Origin of the sequence: Paraburkholderia fungorum (assembly GCF_046026025.1) — a bacterium.
GTDB classification, from domain to species: domain Bacteria; phylum Pseudomonadota; class Gammaproteobacteria; order Burkholderiales; family Burkholderiaceae; genus Paraburkholderia; species Paraburkholderia fungorum_E.
In genome coordinates, this window is the sequence record NZ_JAQQFL010000028.1 from 90,914 (window position 1) to 110,192 (window position 19,279).

Sequence of the window (19,279 nt, forward strand, 5' to 3'; positions counted from 1 at the left end):
ACTCGGTTCAGGGTTGTCTGTACGACGTTCATTGACTGTCTGGGCAAACGGGCGCTACGTGTGCAGACGGAACACCTCGTGTCCGCCGGCGACTCCGTCTCTTGCGAAACGGAACGCTGCGCTGGCCCGGCGCGCGTCAAATCAGCCTCAATCGTGCTTGCCAGTCAGCTACACCGGTTTCGATGAGACGCGCGCAGCGTTCAAAGACAAAGCGGGGCTGACGGTAAGGATCGTGAACGTCGAAGTTCTTGTATTCGCCAATGCGGAAAATCTTGCCGCGAGCAAACGGATGTTGACTCTCGAGCAATGCGCGTTGCTGCCGGTCCATCACCAGAATCAGGTCGGCTTCGACGCATGCCGCGTGACTCACTTGCCGCCCGCGATGATCGTCGATCGACAGCCCGCGTTCGCGCATCACGTCCTGCGCGAACGGCATGGCAGGCACGCCGAGCAGTGCGTTGAAACCCGCCGATGTCACCGAGCGGTCCGGCAGCGCGGCGCGAAGCAGCGCCGCGGCCATGGGGCTGCGGCACACGTTGCCCTCGCACAGGACGAGAATGTTGCCGATCATTTGGTAATGATCGCCGCGGTAAGACCCGCATTGATCGCCGGCAGCAGGAGGCTCAGCACGCGGCTGAAGCGCACCAGGCCATTGCCGTCGACATACACAATGTCCTTCGGCTGCAAGTCGAACTGATTGGCGAGCACCATCGCGACCGGGGAACTCGCATCGAGATGGAACACATGCGGCGCGGCACTCTCATTGCCCCGAATGACGTAGAGTTGAGCCGCATCGGCCGAGGTCGAACTCAGGCTGCCTGCCTGAGAAAGTGCATCGCTCAACGTCAGCTTGCCGCTTCGCATCGGCAGCGCGGTGACCGGCTTGTTGACCTCACCCATCACGAACACGCCGAAGTCGTCGCGCGCCGGAATGCGCAGCAGGTCGCCGTTCTGCAGGACGATCCGCGACGGACTCTGACCATGCTCAGTCATGGCGGTCAGATTGATTTCATGCCTGACACCGTTGCGCACCAGCGCAATCCGGCTCTGATCCGCAGTCGGCGCAAGTCCGCCGGCACGGCTGATTGCGTCGTACAAGGTCATGGGGATGTCGTTAATCGGCTGGGTGCCCGGCGTGTGCACCTCCCCCTCGATAAACACCTGCTTGGCGCGAAACGACGCGATACGTACGGTGACCTGAGGAACCTGAAATGTTTTTCCCAACGTCTTTTGCAACAAGGCCTGAATTGCTTCGGTCTGCAACCCCGCGACGCGAACGCGCCCCACGTACGGGAACTGCAGCGTACCGTCCTGATCGACGACAAATCCCGCTGGCGCATCCGCCGTTCGCGTGCCGGTCTGGGTCTGCGGGCCGAGCGCTGCCGCAAGCTCGGGGTGATCCCATACCGTGATTTGCAGCACGTCACCTGGCCCAACCGAATACGCTGCCGGCGCCGCCATCAAACCCGGCCAGTCCTGCTGCGATGTGCGCGCGTCCTCACGTAAGCGCGCGATCAACCCAAGGTTGATATCGGTAATCGGCACGTTCAGTTGCGTGTCCTCTTTCGGCGTAGTGCCGCTTTCGAGCGGGAGACTAGCCGGCTGCCGCATTCGCATACCGGGCGCTACGGTGCAGGCGCATAGCGCGGCGCACATCGACAGGGTGGCGATCCGCAGACCGACTCCGCGGAGATTCGGGGAGCGTCGCCACGCAACGCGTCCCGTCTGTTGCAATCTGATCATTCAAAACCTCGGCAATCTGTTTATTGTTTGAACTGGCTACCATTCCATACGCCGGCGCGCCATCAACGCTCGTCAACGCGCCGGTTGAATCACCTGTTCAGTACGCGCCGGATCCACGCAGCACCACACTCACCGTTTTCACGAGAATCCGCATGTCGCGACGTAACGACAATTCCTTCACATAGGCGACGTCGAGCGACACACGCGTCGCGTAGTCGGTGTCGTTCCTGCCGCTCACCTGCCACAACCCTGTCATGCCGGGCTTGGCCATCAAGTAGTAGTTCACGTCCTGCCCATAGCGCTCCAGTTCCTGCTGGACGATCGGTCGAGGGCCGACCAGGCTCATCTCGCCTTTGATCACGTTGAACAGTTGCGGCAGTTCGTCGAGACTCGTGCGCCGCAGAAAACGACCGATTGGCGTAATGCGGACATCGTTCTTGAGCTTGAATTCGCGCTCCCATTCGGCGCGAGCTTGCGGATCGCGTTCGAGCAACGCCTTCAGCACGCCATCCGCGTTCATCACCATCGAACGGAATTTCAGGCATTTGAAGCTGACACCGTCGCGGCCGACACGAACATGTCCGAAGATCGCGGGGCCGCCATCGCGCCTGACCATCGCCGCAATCAGGAGCAGCGCCGGTGACAGCATCAACACGAGTAGCGAGGCCGCGGCGAGATCGACGCTTCGTTTCGCGATCCGCCGGGCTGTGCCCGCCGCCGTCGTGCGACTCGTTGCCGAGCGACGGTAGTGATCCACCTGATCGAGCGCGCTTGCCTGCACGCGGCGCCCCGCCCTTTCGATCCATTCGAAGATCGCCAGTGTCACCGCACGGAAAATCAACAGACCGATGCCACTGGTGATGGTCCAGTAGACAAACCAGACACTGGACAGAACTTCGCTGCGACGCAGTGCGTAGAGCAGCACCATGCTGCCGCCCTGAACCACGATCCATGCGAGCGCCGTGCGGCTGAACAGGTGCACCGGCGAGCGCCGCTTTGCCGTTTCGTAGATGCCGCAGGCTGGAAAAACCGAAAGTGCCAGCGCGGCAGCAAATGCGACGAGCGAGCCGTCGAAAATGGACGAATGAATTCCGTCGGAATCGTGAATAAGAAAGGGAATGAACGCACCGGACACAATGAGTCCGATATCGACAATTCTCGGGATAATTCTTTCCATTTAGTATTCCTCATTTCGTCACGAACGGACACATCGGATCGGCGCGCCCCTTTCGGGGAAACGCAAGTCAACGGGAAGAAAGACGTACAGGCCGCAGGAACGCGGGCCAAGCCTTCAGAATGCCGATCCGCGCACCCGTCCGACCACGTCCGATTCGGCTAAACCATCGTCCGCCAGCCGGGCGCGCGCGAGCGTCCGGTACTCGGTGGGCGACATCGACAGGTGCTGGCGGAACAGCTTTGCAAGCCGGTCGCCGCTGCCGAGACCGGTACGACGGGCAATCTTGTCAGCAGGCAGATCGGTATCCGCGAGCATGTGACAGGCTTTCTCAAGACGAACGCGCAGAACAAATTCCGTCGGCGTCACGCCGATTTCCTGCTTGAAGCGGCGCAGAAAATTGCGCTCGCTCATCGCGGCTGCCTGTGCGGCATCCGCAATCGATATGCGGTTCTCGCTGCCGACACGCAACTGATGCGCCGACGCGCGAATGAGGTCGCTTGCGCGCGCCTCACGCGAATCGAATATGGAGCGGGCGAATTGCTGCGGCGCGGTGGGCAGCAATTCATGCGCGACCTGGCGGGCGACCTCATAACCGCAGTCGCGCTTGACGGCAGACAGCGCGCTGGTCAATGCGACGTCCGCGTCGGCATCAGCCGCGGATGCCCTGCCGGCGGATAGCGCCTCCGGCAGCATCGCGCCGCCGGGCATCTCCAGAGCGACGGCGTCTTTGCGCTCCAGCCCCGCCTGTTGCAGTACCTGATGACCACCGCCTACCCCCTGGACCACCGTGGTGTGCGGATACGCATGGCGCAGCCACGCTAACAGGCGCTCGTCGCGTTCGACGGGAACGCCTGCCGCGCCGATCAGGAACAGCGCATGAACGTCTTTGACGTAGTGGGTGTCGAGGGCATCCGTCCATATCACTACGCCCGAGGACGAACGCACCGCACCACCGTTGCCTGAAACCAGCAAAAGGTCGTAGTGATCGCGCAAGCTGCTATCCGGGCGACGCAGACGATTGGCGAGGTTAAAGGTCTCCGCGAGCCGCCCCATATGAATGAGGGAAAAGCCGTCGAACAGCACAATAACGACCTGCCTCCGGCGGCGAGGCGATCCCATGCTTCCGCCCATGATGAGATGAATTTTCTTCCGTGATAAATCAGTCGCATGTTCCATACATCTGGCCCCCGGGCGCTGAAAGCGAAATTAGGTTTTTCTGCGGTGCATCATATTCGCAGGGGCGAACTGCTCATTCTTAGGCGTCCGATTTGAACATGCTCTTGGCGGATTCGATCAAGAACATCCCCAATGCGAATTTGTCTGCATCTCGTGCATTTTTTGCACCGGCGCAAGTAGACGGATGCCCTGCATTGGTGAATTGGAAATAGAAATTCAGAACGCGCGCGCGTAGCCGATATTTAATTAATTGAGAAGCTATTTCTATATTCTCTTTACGCTCACGATAAAGCGTTCTAATGAGGGCATCCGCCTCCCGGCAGACGTGGCCGCTGTCCACCCGAAAAGCCATGCCCAGCCGCAATGCAGCATCTCGATCACCTGCGCGGCACGTGCTGATCCCGACACTGGCGGAAGTCGCCCGTATGTCACACGGATGGGCATCCGATTTTTATGGATAATTTATCGATGTAAACGTTTGCGAATCGCAATTAGCGCTCCAGACGCACATTTCGCAATCCGCGCGGCATATAAGACAGGCAACGACCAACCCGCGTCAATATCCGCGGAGGGTTAAAGCGAACGCAAAAGACTTACGCATCCTTTCCTCGCTTGCGTTGCTCGATTTTGCGTGTCGCCGCGTCACTGCATGGAGAACACGTTGTATCAATCAAGAGACCATTCGGCCAAAGAGAGGAGTGCATTGGCCAGAATAAACACGGCTCGTCCTCGCAATGACCGGTTTAGCTTGCGGTGATCCGCCAATCGTGTGGCGAAATCGGACGCCGAACGCGTGCAACCGCCGCGCTTCTATAGGATGGCCAGCACATAAAAGTGGAGCGGCAACATGCATAGAGGAAGGTTGCATGCGACAGGGCTGCCCAGCTCTGCCCCATGCGAAGCAGCCCAGTATCCCCACACTGCGAAGCATGGTACGACGTCAAGGAGCATCTATCTGGCACAGCATGGCAGCTCCCGCGCCCCTGAGACCCTATGATGAGAGCGCTCCTGACCGGCACTGGCAGATGGAACGCTCGCGAATATTTCAGCCTTGCGATTGTCCTGGCGATCGTGATGGCCATGGCGTATCCATTCGGCCTGTTCTACTCCTTTCTGTTGTTTATCGGTCTCGCGGGCAGCGTACAACGGCCCGGCCGCCTGACGGTGCTTCTGCTATGCATTGCCGCCGTGATTGCACTCGGACCACTTGTCGCGCTCAAGTTGCCTATTCAGGATGGCGGCAACGACAAGCTGCAATATCTGGAATTCATGCAAACGATGCACGCGTCCGGCATCGAGCAGTACCTGGCAAGGCAACCCGAGTACCTTTCCTTTGCGTCGTTGTACATTGCATCGACCTTGGGCGGCTCGACAGATCTGGCCTTCCTGCTCATTTTCGTCGCGTTCTTTTCGGCGTTGCTGGTTGTGATCTGGCGCGAACGCTATGAAGCGATCCCGGTATTTCTGATCCTGCTGATATCTTCGTCATCGTTCTTCGGAACGTACGGCAACGTGATCCGGCAGGCGATGGCATTCCCATTCATGTTCCTGATGATCTTCGCCCGCACACGCACCAGGTCGGCATGGTTCACGGCACTTGCCGGACTTGCGCACATCCCGTCATTGATAATCTGTCTGCCCTACCTGCTCTATCGTTATATGGGCAAGCACGTGATCTGGCCGCTGTTGACCGTAACGGGTTGCGTACTGCTGGTGTCAAAAGTGAGCCCGGGTTTGTTCAACTCGTTTGGCAGCGACGATTCGTATCTATCGACGAAAGTCAACCTGTACAGTACCTGGGACACGTACAGCATCGTGGGCATCGCGACGCTTGCCGCCGCGATATTTCTGCTTAGCAACATTCTATGGAGGCGAAAGCGACCGGCGGAGTCGGCTGCCGTCGCCGGTACTAGACGGGCGGCCCAATGCTGTCTGATCACGCTCAACTTCGCGGCGCTGGCCTTGATTGCCACCTATGCCGTCCCGAAGGTATTCGAGCGCATCTACATCTACTTCTTCGTCGTTGCGCTGATGTATTTGTCGCTAATGATGGTTCAGACAAAACGCGGTCTCGCCAAAACGCTTATGTCGTTCGCGATCGTGGCGTACAGCATATATGGGCTCACCAAGAATCTGGCCATTCAGCCGCTACTCTACGGGGGCGATCCGATCGGCTTCCTCACGTCCGGTATTTTCGATCTGTACCGTCCTTTCCTGTAGAAGCCCCTTCCCACATCATGACTCTCATCGCACGGCGCTTCGCGGCGCCCTCCGCTTCATTGATATCCGGTGCCTGCCTGTTGGGTCTCGTTCTGATACGCCCGCTTGCGGCCGCTGCCGCAAGCGAAGCGCAACCTGGCGTCGCGATCGCGCATAGTCCTGCCGTCAGTCGGATATTCCTGGGGTCGCCGTCACTCGCCATTTTGCCGAATGGTGTCTACGTCGCGGCGCACGATACTTTCGGCCCCGGCTCGACCCAGAATACGGAAACCGTGTACGAGTCCCGAGATGCCGGCAAGTCGTGGCACAAGATCAGCGAGCTCCAGGGGCAGTACTGGTCGTCGCTATTCATCAACCGTGGCGCGCTATATATCGTCGGAACCAGCGGATTCTCCGGCGTCCCCACGATCCGCCGTTCGCTCGATGGCGGACGAACCTGGACCATCCCACGCGACAGCGATACCGGCATACTCGCGGCCGGAGGCAAATATTTCTCCGCGGCGGTTCCCGTCGTTGTCGCTAATGGCCGAATCTGGCGGACGATGGAGCGTGTGGAGAGCACCGGTATCTGGGTCATGATGATGTCAGCGCCGGTTGAAAGCGATCTGCTCAATGCAGAAAACTGGACCTTCAGTAACCGGCTCGCACCGAACTCGTCGTGGCTGGAAGGAAAATTTGGCGGTTGGCTCGAAGGCAACGCCGTGGCCAAACCCAATGGAGAGGTCGTCGACGTTCTTCGGGTCTATTACAACGCGCTCCCGGAGAAAGCCGCGATCGCCCCAGTCAGCGCGGATGGAACTGCCCTGACATTCGATGCGCAAAACGGATTCGTTGATATGCCGGGCGGCGGAAAGAAGTTCACCATACGCTACGATCCCCGCACGAAGCGCTACTGGTCATTGACCAACGCTGTGCCCGGCAGCTACGGTGGACGCAACTATGAACGGGCTCGAAATACGCTTGCGCTAATCTCCTCGCCTGATCTTCGGGATTGGAGCGTCCAGCGAATCGTTCTCCATCATCCGGACTGGAATACCCACGGTTTTCAGTACGTCGACTGGCAATTCGACGGCGACGACATCGTCGCTGTTGTGCGCACATCCGACGATGATCCGGAAGGTGGCGCCCACTCACAGCACGATTCGAACTGGATCAAGTTCAATCGGATCTCTCGCTTCCGCGAAAATACAGAGGGCAAATAGCCCTCTGCCAGCAAGGTTTAAACGCGCGAGTTGCAACGACGCGCGTCCTGCCATCCATCCGTGACGGTTATCGAAATTCCGCGGCACCGCTCAAACCATCCTCCCGATTGAACGACTTTGGTTTCTCGCGAAAAAGTCGGTTCGACAACCTGCGCGCAATCTCCCGGCCGGGAGATTCAACGAACCGGTAGGTCTGCGTGGAAATACCGATTACCACCGCTAGATACCCCAACAGCACCGTGATTTTGACCGCCAGCGGCAAGGGTTTCAACGTTACATGGCCGATGAAAACCAGCGGCGCGTGAATCAGATAGATCGAGTAGGAAATCTTCCCAAGAAACTGACAGGCGCGGGCTTTGAGAAGAACCGCGAGCGGGCCGCTGTCGCCGGCAAGCGTCAGCACAACGACAAAAAACGCAAAGACCGCCAGAAACGCATACTCCGGGATCGTGACCGAGCGCGCCATGATGAAGATTGCAAGGCTCGATGCGAGAACCTGGACGATAGACAGTGTCCTCTGCCGGACGAACGTCATGGCCGAAGACAATCTCTCGGCAATTGCGCCCAAAAAGAAACCGCCCAGACATCGAGGAAACGCGTACTCGAGATGTGAGTCAAGGCAATGGCCAACGCGCAGGCATTGATCCGCTTCAACCGATCCGTAGAAGGCAAGCGCAAGTCCGGCCACGGCGACAACAAAGAACACTGGCATGCGCAATCGCGGCTTGAGCACGCACAGGCCCAGCGCAAGGGCGATATAAGCGTAGAACTCTGTACTGATACTCCAACTCGGCCCGTTGATTTCAAAATGAGAAAACGGACCTATTCCCTGGAGAAGTAACAGGTTGGTCAACACGTCGCCAACGCCGGGCAATCCAATCGTGCCGGCCTGCGTGGACCCGAGGGCCGCACCCAGCCCGACGTGCAGCATTGCGGTTTTGAGCAAGCGCGACGAACACGTGACACCAACGAAAAATAGCGCAGCAAACACATGCAAGGGATAAAGGCGGCCGATACGGCGGATCATGAAATGTGCAATCTCGCGTCGCGATGCAAGCCGGTCCTTGTACGCGCGGTAGATGACAAATCCACTCAGAATGAAGAACAGATCAACGAGCAGATAGAAGCTTTCGACGATCGATCCCTGCCGTAGGAAACCGTTGAAGTGGTAAACGGCGACAAGCAGCGCAGCGACACCCCGCAAGCCCTCAAATGATTTTATCGTTGCGTCGTTTTTCATTTCATCGGAATAGATTTAAGCGAGTCGAGTCGCCCGCCGCTGTACTTGCATTGCATTGAGTTGACAATCGGCTACAGTAGTCGTTTTCGTCAATGCGAGTCCGCCAAAGTTTGGCCGAAGACCAGGGGTATCCGCCCTTAACCACACCATGCTTTTCCGCTACGATTCAGGTTCGTTTGCACTTTGGGCCACGGACATGAACAGCGACTCGCCTCTTGCAACACGGGTATGAAAGCACGCGTTCTACGGGCTCTCATGACCGCCGCGACGATTGTGTCGGCGTCAACCGTTCACGCGGCTCCCTTCTTCTTACGCGATGGCGACACGGTCGTATTCATGGGGGATAGCATTACGGAGGGCGGCGCGTACACCACAGCCGTGGAAGATTACGTAGTCACTCGCTTCCCGACGCTCTCGGTCCGATTCGTGAACTCGGGCGTCGGCAAAGACAAGATATCCGGGGGAATAACGGGGGACATGACCGAGCGGCTAAACCGCGACGTTGCTACGTTCAAACCCACCGTTGTCACGATGATGTTCGGCATGAACGATGGCGCGTTTCGAGCGTTCGACCAGAATGCCTATGACGCATTTGCGTCCGGATACGAATCGGCTCTGTCGACTTTGAGGCGCCTCGTCCCCGACGCACGCCTCACGCTGATCCAGCCGTCCCCGTATGACGAAGTGACCCGGGCGCGATGGATTGGTGGCGGATACAACGCCGTCCTGACGCGCTATGGTGATTTTGTCTCGCATCTTGCCGCACGCAATGGCGCGTTGACGGTCGATCTCAATGCCCCGGTTGTGTCGGACCTGAACGCGATCCGCTCAGCGGACCCGGACGCGGCTGGCAGATTGTTCCCCGACCGTATTCATCCCACACCAGCTGGCGGCCTGCTGCTCGCAAAGGCGCTGCTTAAGGCCTGGAATGCGACGCCCGCCGTATCGTCGGTTGCTATCGATGCTGCTACGGGCAAGGTGGCCACCGCATTCAATGCCCAGATTCGACGTTTGACGCTCGGTCCGGCAATCTCCTGGGACGAACTCGACGCCGCATTGCCGATGCCCTTGCCTGAGGATCCGCTAACCCGGGCCGTGATAGCACAGACCGATTTCAACGCCACGTTGAATGAACAGACGCTCAGGATAAGCGGCCTCCTGTCCCGCAGATACCGGCTAGCGATCGACGGCAAGGAGGTCGCTGTTTTCGACGCGGCTGAACTCGCGAAGGGTGTGAATCTGGCCGGTTACTCCACGCCCATGCTCGCACAGGCAGAGGACGTCCACGCACTGACGCTCGCTCACAATTCACTGAGAATGACACGCTGGCGCAGGATGCAACTGCTCAAATCAGCCACGGATGCTTCTGGCTATTCGCAAACCCTGGCGTCGATCGATCGCGCGGAGGCCGCCGTCGTCAAATTGCAGCGGCAAGTGGCAACACCGCAATGGCATCGGTTTGAGCTCTCGCTGTTGTGAACGATTGACGGCTATCACGCGACCATATGCTTCGCTGCTGGCATCGGCTGTTTCGGCGACCGGGTTGCTGATGCCGGCATTATGGTTCGCAACATCCAGACTGCCGAAGGTGGGACGCCTCGCTGACCTCAGCCCGTTCTCGGACGATAACGCAGCGAATCGATAACCAGAGCCAACGCTCGTGATGACTCTGAACGGCTCGCGTAGTAAGCGTGCAAACCCGGGAACGTTGGACACCAATCGTCGAGCACGCGAACAAGACGTCCCGCCGTGACGTGAGGCTGTGCCAGATCCGACGGCAAGTAGGCCAGACCATAGCCGGCCAATGCGGCGTCGAGCATGTGATAGGTGCCGTTGAACGAGAGCTGCCCCTCCACGCGGACCTGAACTTCACGACTCCCCTTTTTCAGCTCCCATGCGTAAAATCCGCCGAGTGTCGGCAGGCGCAGATTGATGCAATTGTGCCGCATCAGATCCTGAGGCGCCTTCGGCAGCGGTTTGTTCTTCAGATAGGCAGGCGAGCCGACGATTGACATCTTCATGTCCTCGGCGATGCGAACCGCGATCATGTTCTTCGCGACCTGATCGCCAGAACGAATACCGATATCGTAACGGTCCGCGACGATGTCGGTCAGGCCATAGTCCGTCACGATTTCGACCTTGATCTCCGGATATTTTCGAAGCACCTTGGACAACCTGGGCCAGAGAATCGTGTTGGTCGCGTAGTCTGTCGCCGTGATGCGAATCGTGCCGGCAGGTTTGTCGCGAAGCTCGGTTACCGCCATCAGTTCAGCTTCTATTTCCACGAATCGAGGTGCCACCGTCTGCAGGATGCGTTCGCCGGCCTCGGTGGGAGACACGCTGCGCGTAGTTCGCGTCAGCAGCCGCAGGCCAAGCCGATTTTCGAGTGCCCGGATGGTATGGCTCAACGCGGATTGGGACACGCCTAGCTGGGCGGCCGCGCGGGTGAAGCTGCGTTCGCGCGCAACGGCGATAAAGGCAAGCAGGTCGCTGAAATTTTCGCGTGGCATTGATGAACCGATCTCATAGGCGTTCGCGAATTTAACCACTAGTCACACGCGAGCGCATTGATTAAATTCGTCATGCAGATAGTGGCTGCGCTAGCCAGACCACTTATACGAACGCCCGTGCATATTCATGAACCAGATTCATAACAGCATGCGGTTTCATGGTCTTAATCTCTAGACGATGAATGTCTATCATGCAGATCACAGGAAAAGCCTGCAGGGAGAAAAGCAATGGACTATCGATATCTGGGCCGCAGCGCCCTCAAGGTTTCGCCCCTGTGTCTCGGCGCGATGATGTTCGGTGGCGAAACGGACGAAGCCACCTCGAAGCGCATCATCGACAAGGCGTTCGATCAGGGCGTCAATTTTCTCGATACGGCGGACGTCTACCACGCCGGCCGTTCCGAGGAGATCGTGGGACGCGCGGTTGCCGCGCGGCGCGACAGTTGGGTGATCGCCACGAAGTTCGGCTATCCTGCCACTCAAGGTCCGAACGAACAGGGGCAGTCGCGCAAGTGGATCATTCAGTCGGTGGACGCGAGCCTCAAACGGCTGGGTACGGATTACATCGACATACTCTACTTCCATCGCGCGCTACTCGATGCACCGCTCGAAGAAGGCGTACGCGCCATCGGCGACCTGATTCGTCAAGGCAAGGTCCGTTACTTCGGCTTGTCGAATTTCCGCGGCTGGCGCATCGCTGAAATCGTGCGACTTGCCGACCAGCTCGGCATCGATCGGCCGGTTGCAAGCGAGCCGCTCTACAACATGGTGGATCGTACCGCCGAGGTCGAGCAACTCCCCGCGGCGGCACACTATGGCATCGGCGTCGTGCCTTATAGCCCGCTGGCTCGCGGCGTGCTGACCGGAAAATATGCGCTGGACGGCGCGCCGCCCGCCGATTCGCGCGCCGGACGCGGCGACAAGCGTATCCAGCAGACCGAATGGCGCCCTGAGTCGCTGGCGATCGCACAGAAGGTCGCCGCTCATGCCGCGGCACGCGGTACGAATTCGATTGCCTTTGCCCTGGCGTGGGTGCTCAAGAACAAGTTCGTCAGTTCGACAATCGCCGGTCCTCGCACCGAAGCACATTGGGACAGCTACGTTCAGGCGCTGAATGTGGAGCTGGGCCCCGAAGACGAGAAGTTTGTCGATAGTCTGGTGCCGCCCGGCCATGCGTCGACGCCGGGGTATACGGATCCAGGGTATCCAATCGAAGGCCGCCGGGCTGTTTGAAGCAGCGTAGCAAGTTGAGTCGCCCTCCTCGGAGGCATTTGCCGCCGCCGAGGCAACACTATTCCCGCAACAGGGCGACGCATTCGTCGGAACGTTACAGGCTAGCGTCCAACTCACGGATCGTCTGGTAGAGGACCCGCGTGCCATCGAGCAACTGCTGCGGCTCGATCCATTCCTCCGGACAATGACTGCGACCGTTCAGACATGGGATGAAGATCATCCCGATCGGACCAGTCGGCGCGACATACACGGCGTCGTGCCCCGCGCCGCTCGGCAGACGCATGGTGGCGTATCCCAACGCCCCTGCGGCTCGTTCGACGGCATCCATCACAAGCGGCTGGCAGTCGGTCGGTTTGGAGCGACTGACATGCACCGCGCTGGCAGACACGCGCAACTCAGCGAGATCAGTCACGGCCCCGGCCATCAGGTCTTCGGGAAAGCAATCGAGGATTGCATCGCTGTCACTGCGCACTTCCAGCATCAATTCGACATGCCCCGGCACCGCGTTCGGCACGTTCGGCGTCATCGCAATCCGGCCGATCGTGGCCACCACGTAGTGCGGATGGCCGTTCCACTTCGAGGCAAGCCGGTACGCGCCGTCGATCAAACGCGCGGCGCCGACCAATGCGTCGCGGCGGATATCCATCGGCGTGGTGCCCGCGTGATCGGGCTGCCCCGTGACGGTAATCAGCACGCGGCGAATTCCGACGATGTTCGTGACGACGCCAATCGGCAACTGCCGGCTTTCGAGCACCGGCCCCTGCTCGATATGCAACTCGACAAAGGCCGCCGTGCTGTCAGGCGCGCGCAGCGCTTGCGTCAACGCATCGGGATTGCCGCCAATTCGTTCCAGTGCCTGTCTCAACGTTTCACCATCCGCATTCTTCGAAGCCAGCATGCCCGCGTCGAGCACACCCGACAAAGCCCGGCTTCCGACGCATGAGATCCCGTAGTCGCTCGGTTCTTCGGAGAGAAAATCGATCACCTCGAACGGATGATCCAGCGTGATGCCCTGCTCGTTCAAGGTATGCGCCACCTCGATGCCCGCCAGCACGCCGATGATCCCGTCGAAGCGGCCTCCGCCGACCACCGTATCGCAGTGCGAGCCCGTAATGATCGGCTTGCTCGCGCGCCCCGACCCTTCGCGCCGGCCGATCAGATTGCCGCCGGCATCCTGCGAGACATTCAGGCCCGCGTCCAGGAACTCGCCGCGCAACCATGCGCGCGCCTCTTCGAACAGCGGCGAAAATGCCCGGCGTGTCCAGGGGACGTCGGCACGCGTAAACTGACTGAGACGCTCGACACGGGCATTCAGACGCTCGGCGTTAATCGGGGGGAAGGGAAGCTTGGACATGGCGGCGGGCTGATTCACGAGGCGGCCGGCAACATGCCGGCACGGTTAAAGGAAGCGGGGCGCAGGAAACGTCCGTCGCCTTTCTGATTGACGACGCGAACGCCGTCGAAGACCTGTTTTCCACGGCAGTAAGTCGCCGCGACGCGCACGGTGAACTCCATGCCTTCGAACGAGCTCCATTGCACGGCGGACAGGCTGTGCGACGGGTCAAACGCATAACGTTCGGGCGTGAGGATCACAAAGTCGGCCTCTGCGCCGTTGTCGAAGGTGCCTTTGCGATCATGCAGCAGAAAGTGGCGTGCGGGATTGCGGGCGAGTTGTTTTGCGACCATGGTCGGCGCAATGCCGTGGTTTTCGCAGCCGGTCCAGAATGCCGGCAACAGGGTTTCCAGCCCCGGACCACCCGATGAATTCCTGAACACGTTCGGATTGCCCTTGCGCTCGAGTCCCCAGCTCACATGGTCGGAGGAGACGAACGTACACGCGTCGTTGGCGATATGACTCCACAACAGTTCGGTCTCCGCCTTCGGCCGGATCGGCGGATAGTGCTTGGTCTTTGCGCCGAACCGCTTCGTGTGGTCTTCGTGATTGAGCATCAGATACTGCACGCACGTTTCGATGCTGGCCTGATGACCCGCGTTGCGGTACATGGCGCACAGCTCGAAACCGCGCGACGTCGACACATGCACCGCGTGAGCACGCGCGCCGGTCTCGGCGCCGATCTCATAGATCAGCGCGGTCGCGAGATTCTCGATCAGCGGCGTATGGGCGCGCAGGAAGGCATCCCAGCCGGTGTCGCCCGCATCGATCATGCGGGTCACGTTCTTGCGCGTCAGGTCCTGCATCTGGTTGTGCACGCCGCACACGAGGCCGGAGGGCGCGATCAGCCGGAACGCCTCGTACAGGTCGTCCTCTTCCACACGAGGAAAGCGGCCAGGGGTCGCCTCGAAGGTCGAGAACTTGAACGCGCACACGCCGCCGTCGATCAGCCCGGCTGCCGCCTCTAGTCCGTGCCGGTCGTTGAGCGTGCCGAACAACGCCACGTCCACATGGCAGTCGCGCTCGACCTCAGCAATCTTCGCGTCCAGTTGCGCGCGCGAGGCCACCGGTTCGGGATCGTCGTACGGCATGTCCACCATCACGGTCACACCGCCTGCCGCCGCCGCGCGCGACGCGTGGCCCAGGCCTTCCTGATTGGCCTGACTGCCCGAATGCACCTGTCCGTCGATCACGCCAGGCATCACCCATTGCCCGCGTGCATCGACGCAATCTTTCGCGGCCGGCGGCGGCCCGTCGCCTCGCAGCGCCACGCGGCCATCGCGCACCGCCAGCCAGCCGTCCATCACGACGCAGTCCGCGTCGACGATATTGCCGCGCACCACCAGATCGAAATCGCTCATCTTGCCTCCGTCTCCCGCGCCCATGGCGCTCGGTATCACCTGAATTCCGGGCAAGTTTAGACAGCGGCATCCCAAAATGTCTTATGCTTATTTATCCGGTCCACATAACATCAGGTTAATCGTTTGCGACTCAATCTCAGGCAAATCGAAGTCTTTCGCGCCATCATGCTGACGGGGTCCATCAGCGGCGCGGCCAAGCTCCTGCACGTCTCGCAACCCGCTGTTTCAAGGCTGATTTCCTATACGGAACAACGGCTCGGGCTGTCGCTGTTCGAGCGCATCAAGGGGCGGCTCTATCCCACGCCCGAAGCGCGGCGGCTCTTTACCGAAGTGAACGTGGTCTACCAGGGCGTGCAGCGCGTCAACGAGGTAGCCGACGATCTGATCGAAAATCGCATGGGCCATCTGCGCATTGCGTGCAGCCCGAACCTCGGGCAGTCGCTGATTCCGCGTGCTATCGCGTTGTTCTACGAGCGCTTTCCCGATGTCCGCATCATCCTGCACACGCTGCTGCCCAACATCCTGCTGCAGGCGGTTCTGACGCAGCAGGTCGACGTGGGCATCGCGTTCATGCAGGAGACCCATCCCAACGTGCAGATCCGGCCCATCCACGAGAACCGCATCGTCGCGGCGCTGCCGGTCGGTCATCCGCTCGCGCAGCACGACACGCTGCATGTGCGCGACCTCGTCGATCAGCCGTTCATCGGCTACGGCAGCGACATTCCATTCGGGCAACTGGTGCGCAAGATGTTCGTCGACGCCGACTGCACGCTGCGCATCAAAACCGAAGTCCAGCAGGCCCACGTAGCCTGCGCACTGGTCCAGGCCGGTGTCGGCATTGCCCTGATCGACGAACTGACGATCGGCGGTCCGGCATGGTCGAACATGGTCGTGCGGCCGATCGAGCCGGTAATCGCCGCGCCGGTCAGCGTCATTCACGCCGTGCTGGAACCGTTGTCGCGCACGGCGCAAGCGTTCATCGCCACGCTCGAAACGCTGCGCACCGAGCTCTGATTTTCGACGCGTCTCACCTATTCGCGTATACCCGCCCCATAACATCGCGTTATGTTCTCGCCATAAAAAAGCAATAACGCGTTAAAAAATTGGCTCCCTAGACTCACCCCCATTCGATCGCCGCACCGCTCGCCGGCTTGCCCACAAGCAAGCCGCCGGTTGCATGTTCGCGCGGTTCCGGCTCGCGCTTCGTGAGAACGGCAAGCCGGCAACGAGCGTGTGCAAGGTCGGGCATTTCTTAACGAACCAAGGGGAAAGACATGGGACGCATCCTGAACTTGAAGGACGTGGAGGCCGCCGTGAAAGGCGGCTCGGTGTTCGCCTGCGGCGGCGGTGGCTGGGCCGCGCACGGCCGCGAACTGGGCACGCTCGCGGTGACGATCGGACGCCCCGAACTGGTGTCGATGGACGAGTTGCCGGACGACGCATGGATCGCCACCGCGGCGGCAATCGGCGCGCCCGGCGGCCTCACCGAATGGGAGATGCTCGGCGCGGATTACGTGAAGGCCGTGCAACTCGTGCAGGACGCGCTGGGTGCGCCGATCGCGGGCTTGATCATTGGTCAGAACGGGATGTCGAGCACGCTCAACGGCTGGCTGCCCTCCGCGTTGCTTGGCACCAAGGTCGTGGACGCGGTTGGCGATATCCGCGCCCATCCGACCGGCGACATGGGCTCGCTCGGTCTTGCCTCCAGCCCTCAACCGATGATCCAGGCCGCTGCCGGCGGCAACCGCGCGAAGAACGCGTATATGGAGCTCGTGGTGCGTGGCGCGACCGCCAGGGTGTCGCCGGTGCTGCGCAAGGCGTCCGACATGTCCGGCGGATTCATCGCCAGTTGCCGCAATCCGGTACGCGCCAGCTATGTGCGCAAGCATGCGGCGCTAGGAGGTATCAGCCGCGCACTGGCGCTCGGCGAGGCGATCATCGCCGCGGAGTCGAAAGGACCGGGCGCGGTCGTCGACGCGATCTGCAAAGCGACGCAAGGCACGATCATCGGCAGCGGCAAGGTCGTGCGCAACACGCTGAAATACACCGAGGAAGCGTTCGATGTCGGCGTGGTGGAAATCGGTACCGGCGCACAGCGCTGCCTGATCCACGTGATGAACGAACACATGGCCGTGGACGATGCGCACGGTGCGCGCATCGCCAGTTATCCGGACGTGATCACCACGCTCGATTCCGAAGGGCGTCCCGTCAGTGCCGGCCATCTCAAGGAGGGCATGGAGATTCTGGTGCTGCACGTCCACAAGGCGCATTTGCCGCTGTCGTCGTCCGTGCGCGATCCGGCGGTCTATCCGTCGGTCGAGAAAGCGCTCGGCATCGGTCTGTCGTCCTACGCACTCGCCGACTAAAGGAACGCCGACCATGAAACGCGAATTCAACGTAACTTCCGGAACCACGCTGCGGTGCAAAGGCTGGCGGCAGGAAGCCCTGCTGCGCTTATTGGAAAACGTGCTGGCCGTCGGTGAAGACCCGGCTCAGTTGATCGTCTACGCCGCGCTCGGGCGCGCGGCGCGTGATTGGCCTTCGCACGATGCAATCGTCCATGCGCTCAAGACGATGACTGAAGATCAGACGCTGGTCGTACAGTCCGGCAAACCCATCGGCCTGCTGCGCACGCATGCCCGCGCCCCGCTCGTGATCATGGCCAATTGCAACCTGATCGGCCAGTGGGCCAAGGCGGAGAACTTCTACGATCTCGAACAGAAAAACCTGATCTGCTGGGGTGGTCTCACGGCGGGCGACTGGCAATACATCGGCTCGCAGGGCGTGATTCAGGGCACCTATGAAATCTTCTCGCGGATTGCGGAGCGGCACTTCGACAACGATCTGCGCGGGCGTTTCATCCTGACCGCGGGCATGGGCGGCATGGGCGGCGCGCAACCGCTCGCGGGCCGCATGGCGGGCGCGGCGATTCTGACGGTCGAGGTCGATCAGGAGCGCATCGACAAGCGCATGAAGATCGGTTTTCTCGAGAAGCAGGCGCGCGATCTCGACGAAGCGCTCGCGATGATCCGCGACGCGCAGGCGAAGCGCGAGCCGTTGTCGGTCGGCCTGCTCGGCAATGCGGCCGAGATCTATCCCGAGATCCTCGCGCGGGGCGTGATACCGGACATCGTCACCGACCAGACCGCCGCCCACGATCTCGTCTACGGTTACGTGCCGATCGGCCATACCCTTGAACAGGTCCGTGCGCTGCGTGGCACCGACATCCCCGCGCTGATGAACGCGAGTCGTGCGTCGATCGTATGCCACGTGAACGCGATGCTCGGTTTCAAGGACCGTGGCGCGATCGTTTTCGACAACGGCAACCTGATTCGCACGCATGCGAAGGAAGGCGGCGTCGAGCGGGCGTTCGAGATTCCGATCTTCACCGAAGCGTTTTTGCGCCCGTTGTTCTGCCGCGCGATCGGCCCGTTCCGCTGGATCGCGTTGTCGAACGATGCCGACGACATCCGCAAGATCGACGACTACCTGCTCGAGCATTTCGCGGACAACGCGATCGTCGTCAACTGGATCAGGCTGGCGCGCCAATACGTGCCGTTCGAAGGCCTGCCGGCACGTATCGCCTGGCTCGGTCATGGCGAACGAACGGAGCTGGCGCTCGCGGTCAACCGCATGGTGCGCGCCGGCGTGCTCAGTGGCCCGGTTGCGTTCACGCGCGACCATCTGGACGCGGGCGCCATGGCGCATCCGAACATCATGACCGAGAACATGCGCGACGGGTCCGACGCAATCGCGGACTGGCCGCTGCTCAACGCGATGGTCAACTGCTCGTCGATGGCGGATCTTGTCGCCATCCACTCCGGTGGGGGCGGCTACAGCGGCTACATGACGAGCGCGGGCGTGACGGTGGTAGCGGACGGCACCCGCGAGGCCGACGAACGGCTGCAACTTTCGATGACCAACGATACGTCGATGGGCGTCATGCGTTATGCCGACGCCGGCTACCCCGAAGCGCTCGATGAAGCCGAACGCAAGTCCCTGCCCCACATCCGGATCTGATTCC

17 protein-coding genes are annotated in these 19,279 nt (G+C 60.6%); 7 read left to right on the forward strand and 10 right to left on the reverse strand.

All coding sequences use genetic code 11. The features are described from left to right. Nucleotides 1-136: 136 nt before the first annotated feature. From PQR67_RS26815 to PQR67_RS26835, 5 genes are all read right to left on the reverse strand, one after another. Nucleotides 137-571, reverse strand: a complete 435-nt coding sequence (locus PQR67_RS26815; RefSeq protein ID WP_408465802.1) for a low molecular weight protein-tyrosine-phosphatase — start codon at nucleotides 569-571, stop codon at nucleotides 137-139. Beyond that, nucleotides 568-1,743, reverse strand: coding sequence for a polysaccharide biosynthesis/export family protein (locus tag PQR67_RS26820; protein WP_408465804.1), 1,176 nt, complete (start codon nucleotides 1,741-1,743; stop codon nucleotides 568-570). Before PQR67_RS26820 ends, PQR67_RS26815 begins: the two co-directional genes overlap by 4 nt. A gap of 97 nt (nucleotides 1,744-1,840) precedes the next feature. Continuing rightward, complete coding sequence (locus PQR67_RS26825; RefSeq protein WP_408465806.1) at nucleotides 1,841-2,920, reverse strand: sugar transferase; 1,080 nt, start codon at nucleotides 2,918-2,920, stop codon at nucleotides 1,841-1,843. A 114-nt stretch (nucleotides 2,921-3,034) separates the two neighbouring features. Then, nucleotides 3,035-4,039, reverse strand: coding sequence for a GlxA family transcriptional regulator (locus tag PQR67_RS26830; RefSeq protein WP_408465808.1), 1,005 nt, complete (start codon nucleotides 4,037-4,039; stop codon nucleotides 3,035-3,037). A gap of 136 nt (nucleotides 4,040-4,175) precedes the next feature. After that, nucleotides 4,176-4,460: a hypothetical protein gene (locus PQR67_RS26835; protein WP_408465810.1), complete on the reverse strand. Its 285-nt coding sequence runs from the start codon at nucleotides 4,458-4,460 to the stop codon at nucleotides 4,176-4,178. Nucleotides 4,461-5,089: 629 nt separating this feature from the next. Here PQR67_RS26835 and PQR67_RS26840 point away from each other — a divergent pair. Then, on the forward strand, nucleotides 5,090-6,316 hold the full coding sequence (locus PQR67_RS26840) for an EpsG family protein (RefSeq protein ID WP_408465812.1): 1,227 nt from the start codon (nucleotides 5,090-5,092) through the stop codon (nucleotides 6,314-6,316). Between the two features lie 17 nt (nucleotides 6,317-6,333). Next, nucleotides 6,334-7,518, forward strand: coding sequence for a sialidase family protein (locus PQR67_RS26845; protein ID WP_408465814.1), 1,185 nt, complete (start codon nucleotides 6,334-6,336; stop codon nucleotides 7,516-7,518). Nucleotides 7,519-7,585: 67 nt separating this feature from the next. Here the strand turns inward: PQR67_RS26845 and PQR67_RS26850 are convergent, their stop codons facing one another. Beyond that, nucleotides 7,586-8,758, reverse strand: a complete 1,173-nt coding sequence (locus PQR67_RS26850; RefSeq protein ID WP_408465816.1) for an acyltransferase family protein — start codon at nucleotides 8,756-8,758, stop codon at nucleotides 7,586-7,588. A gap of 336 nt (nucleotides 8,759-9,094) precedes the next feature. Here PQR67_RS26850 and PQR67_RS26855 point away from each other — a divergent pair, with 336 nt between their 5' ends. Beyond that, entirely contained in the window at nucleotides 9,095-10,237 is a 1,143-nt protein-coding gene (locus PQR67_RS26855) for an SGNH/GDSL hydrolase family protein (RefSeq protein WP_408465818.1), read from the forward strand. Between the two features lie 128 nt (nucleotides 10,238-10,365). Here PQR67_RS26855 and PQR67_RS26860 read toward each other — a convergent pair whose 3' ends face one another. After that, nucleotides 10,366-11,268: a LysR family transcriptional regulator gene (locus PQR67_RS26860; protein WP_408465820.1), complete on the reverse strand. Its 903-nt coding sequence runs from the start codon at nucleotides 11,266-11,268 to the stop codon at nucleotides 10,366-10,368. A 228-nt stretch (nucleotides 11,269-11,496) separates the two neighbouring features. Here PQR67_RS26860 and PQR67_RS26865 point away from each other — a divergent pair, with 228 nt between their 5' ends. Next, nucleotides 11,497-12,501 (forward strand): aldo/keto reductase, encoded by a 1,005-nt coding sequence (locus tag PQR67_RS26865; RefSeq protein WP_408465822.1) that lies wholly within the window; start codon nucleotides 11,497-11,499, stop codon nucleotides 12,499-12,501. A 94-nt stretch (nucleotides 12,502-12,595) separates the two neighbouring features. Here PQR67_RS26865 and ertE read toward each other — a convergent pair whose 3' ends face one another. Together ertE and ertD are read right to left on the reverse strand one after the other, a co-directional pair. Beyond that, a complete protein-coding gene (ertE, locus tag PQR67_RS26870; protein ID WP_408465824.1) occupies nucleotides 12,596-13,855 on the reverse strand; it encodes an N-carbamyl-l-glutamate amidohydrolase ErtE in 1,260 nt (419 codons plus the stop codon). A 14-nt stretch (nucleotides 13,856-13,869) separates the two neighbouring features. Next, complete coding sequence (ertD, locus tag PQR67_RS26875) at nucleotides 13,870-15,255, reverse strand: hydantoin-5-propionate amidohydrolase (protein WP_408465826.1); 1,386 nt, start codon at nucleotides 15,253-15,255, stop codon at nucleotides 13,870-13,872. 123 nt (nucleotides 15,256-15,378) lie between these two features. Between ertD and PQR67_RS26880 the strand changes: the two genes are divergently transcribed. After that, on the forward strand, nucleotides 15,379-16,269 hold the full coding sequence (locus PQR67_RS26880; protein WP_120342689.1) for a LysR family transcriptional regulator: 891 nt from the start codon (nucleotides 15,379-15,381) through the stop codon (nucleotides 16,267-16,269). 103 nt (nucleotides 16,270-16,372) lie between these two features. Here the strand turns inward: PQR67_RS26880 and PQR67_RS26885 are convergent, their stop codons facing one another. Continuing rightward, nucleotides 16,373-16,504, reverse strand: a complete 132-nt coding sequence (locus PQR67_RS26885) for a hypothetical protein (RefSeq protein WP_408465828.1) — start codon at nucleotides 16,502-16,504, stop codon at nucleotides 16,373-16,375. A gap of 25 nt (nucleotides 16,505-16,529) precedes the next feature. Here PQR67_RS26885 and ertC point away from each other — a divergent pair, with 25 nt between their 5' ends. Together ertC and ertB are read left to right on the forward strand one after the other, a co-directional pair. After that, a complete protein-coding gene (ertC, locus tag PQR67_RS26890; RefSeq protein ID WP_408465830.1) occupies nucleotides 16,530-17,621 on the forward strand; it encodes a thiohydantoin desulfurase in 1,092 nt (363 codons plus the stop codon). Between the two features lie 13 nt (nucleotides 17,622-17,634). Continuing rightward, nucleotides 17,635-19,275, forward strand: a complete 1,641-nt coding sequence (gene ertB / locus PQR67_RS26895; RefSeq protein ID WP_408465832.1) for a thiourocanate hydratase — start codon at nucleotides 17,635-17,637, stop codon at nucleotides 19,273-19,275. Nucleotides 19,276-19,279 lie beyond the last annotated feature (4 nt).

Excerpts from the sequence above, each read along its gene's own strand:
- ertD (WP_408465826.1), bottom strand. The coding sequence starts at position 15,255 with ATGAGCGATTTCGATCTGGTGGTGCGCGGCAATATCGTCGACGCGGAC.
- ertB (WP_408465832.1), top strand. The coding sequence starts at position 17,635 with ATGAAACGCGAATTCAACGTAACTTCCGGAACCACGCTGCGGTGCAAA.
- PQR67_RS26830 (WP_408465808.1), bottom strand. The coding sequence starts at position 4,039 with ATGGGATCGCCTCGCCGCCGGAGGCAGGTCGTTATTGTGCTGTTCGAC.
- PQR67_RS26865 (WP_408465822.1), top strand. The coding sequence starts at position 11,497 with ATGGACTATCGATATCTGGGCCGCAGCGCCCTCAAGGTTTCGCCCCTG.
- PQR67_RS26845 (WP_408465814.1), top strand. The coding sequence starts at position 6,334 with ATGACTCTCATCGCACGGCGCTTCGCGGCGCCCTCCGCTTCATTGATA.
- PQR67_RS26855 (WP_408465818.1), top strand. The coding sequence starts at position 9,095 with ATGGGGGATAGCATTACGGAGGGCGGCGCGTACACCACAGCCGTGGAA.
- PQR67_RS26885 (WP_408465828.1), bottom strand. The coding sequence starts at position 16,504 with ATGCCCGACCTTGCACACGCTCGTTGCCGGCTTGCCGTTCTCACGAAG.
- PQR67_RS26825 (WP_408465806.1), bottom strand. The coding sequence starts at position 2,920 with ATGGAAAGAATTATCCCGAGAATTGTCGATATCGGACTCATTGTGTCC.
- PQR67_RS26850 (WP_408465816.1), bottom strand. The coding sequence starts at position 8,758 with ATGAAAAACGACGCAACGATAAAATCATTTGAGGGCTTGCGGGGTGTC.
- PQR67_RS26820 (WP_408465804.1), bottom strand. The coding sequence starts at position 1,743 with ATGATCAGATTGCAACAGACGGGACGCGTTGCGTGGCGACGCTCCCCG.
- PQR67_RS26815 (WP_408465802.1), bottom strand. The coding sequence starts at position 571 with ATGATCGGCAACATTCTCGTCCTGTGCGAGGGCAACGTGTGCCGCAGC.
- PQR67_RS26860 (WP_408465820.1), bottom strand. The coding sequence starts at position 11,268 with ATGCCACGCGAAAATTTCAGCGACCTGCTTGCCTTTATCGCCGTTGCG.
- ertC (WP_408465830.1), top strand. The coding sequence starts at position 16,530 with ATGGGACGCATCCTGAACTTGAAGGACGTGGAGGCCGCCGTGAAAGGC.
- PQR67_RS26840 (WP_408465812.1), top strand. The coding sequence starts at position 5,090 with ATGATGAGAGCGCTCCTGACCGGCACTGGCAGATGGAACGCTCGCGAA.
- ertE (WP_408465824.1), bottom strand. The coding sequence starts at position 13,855 with ATGTCCAAGCTTCCCTTCCCCCCGATTAACGCCGAGCGTCTGAATGCC.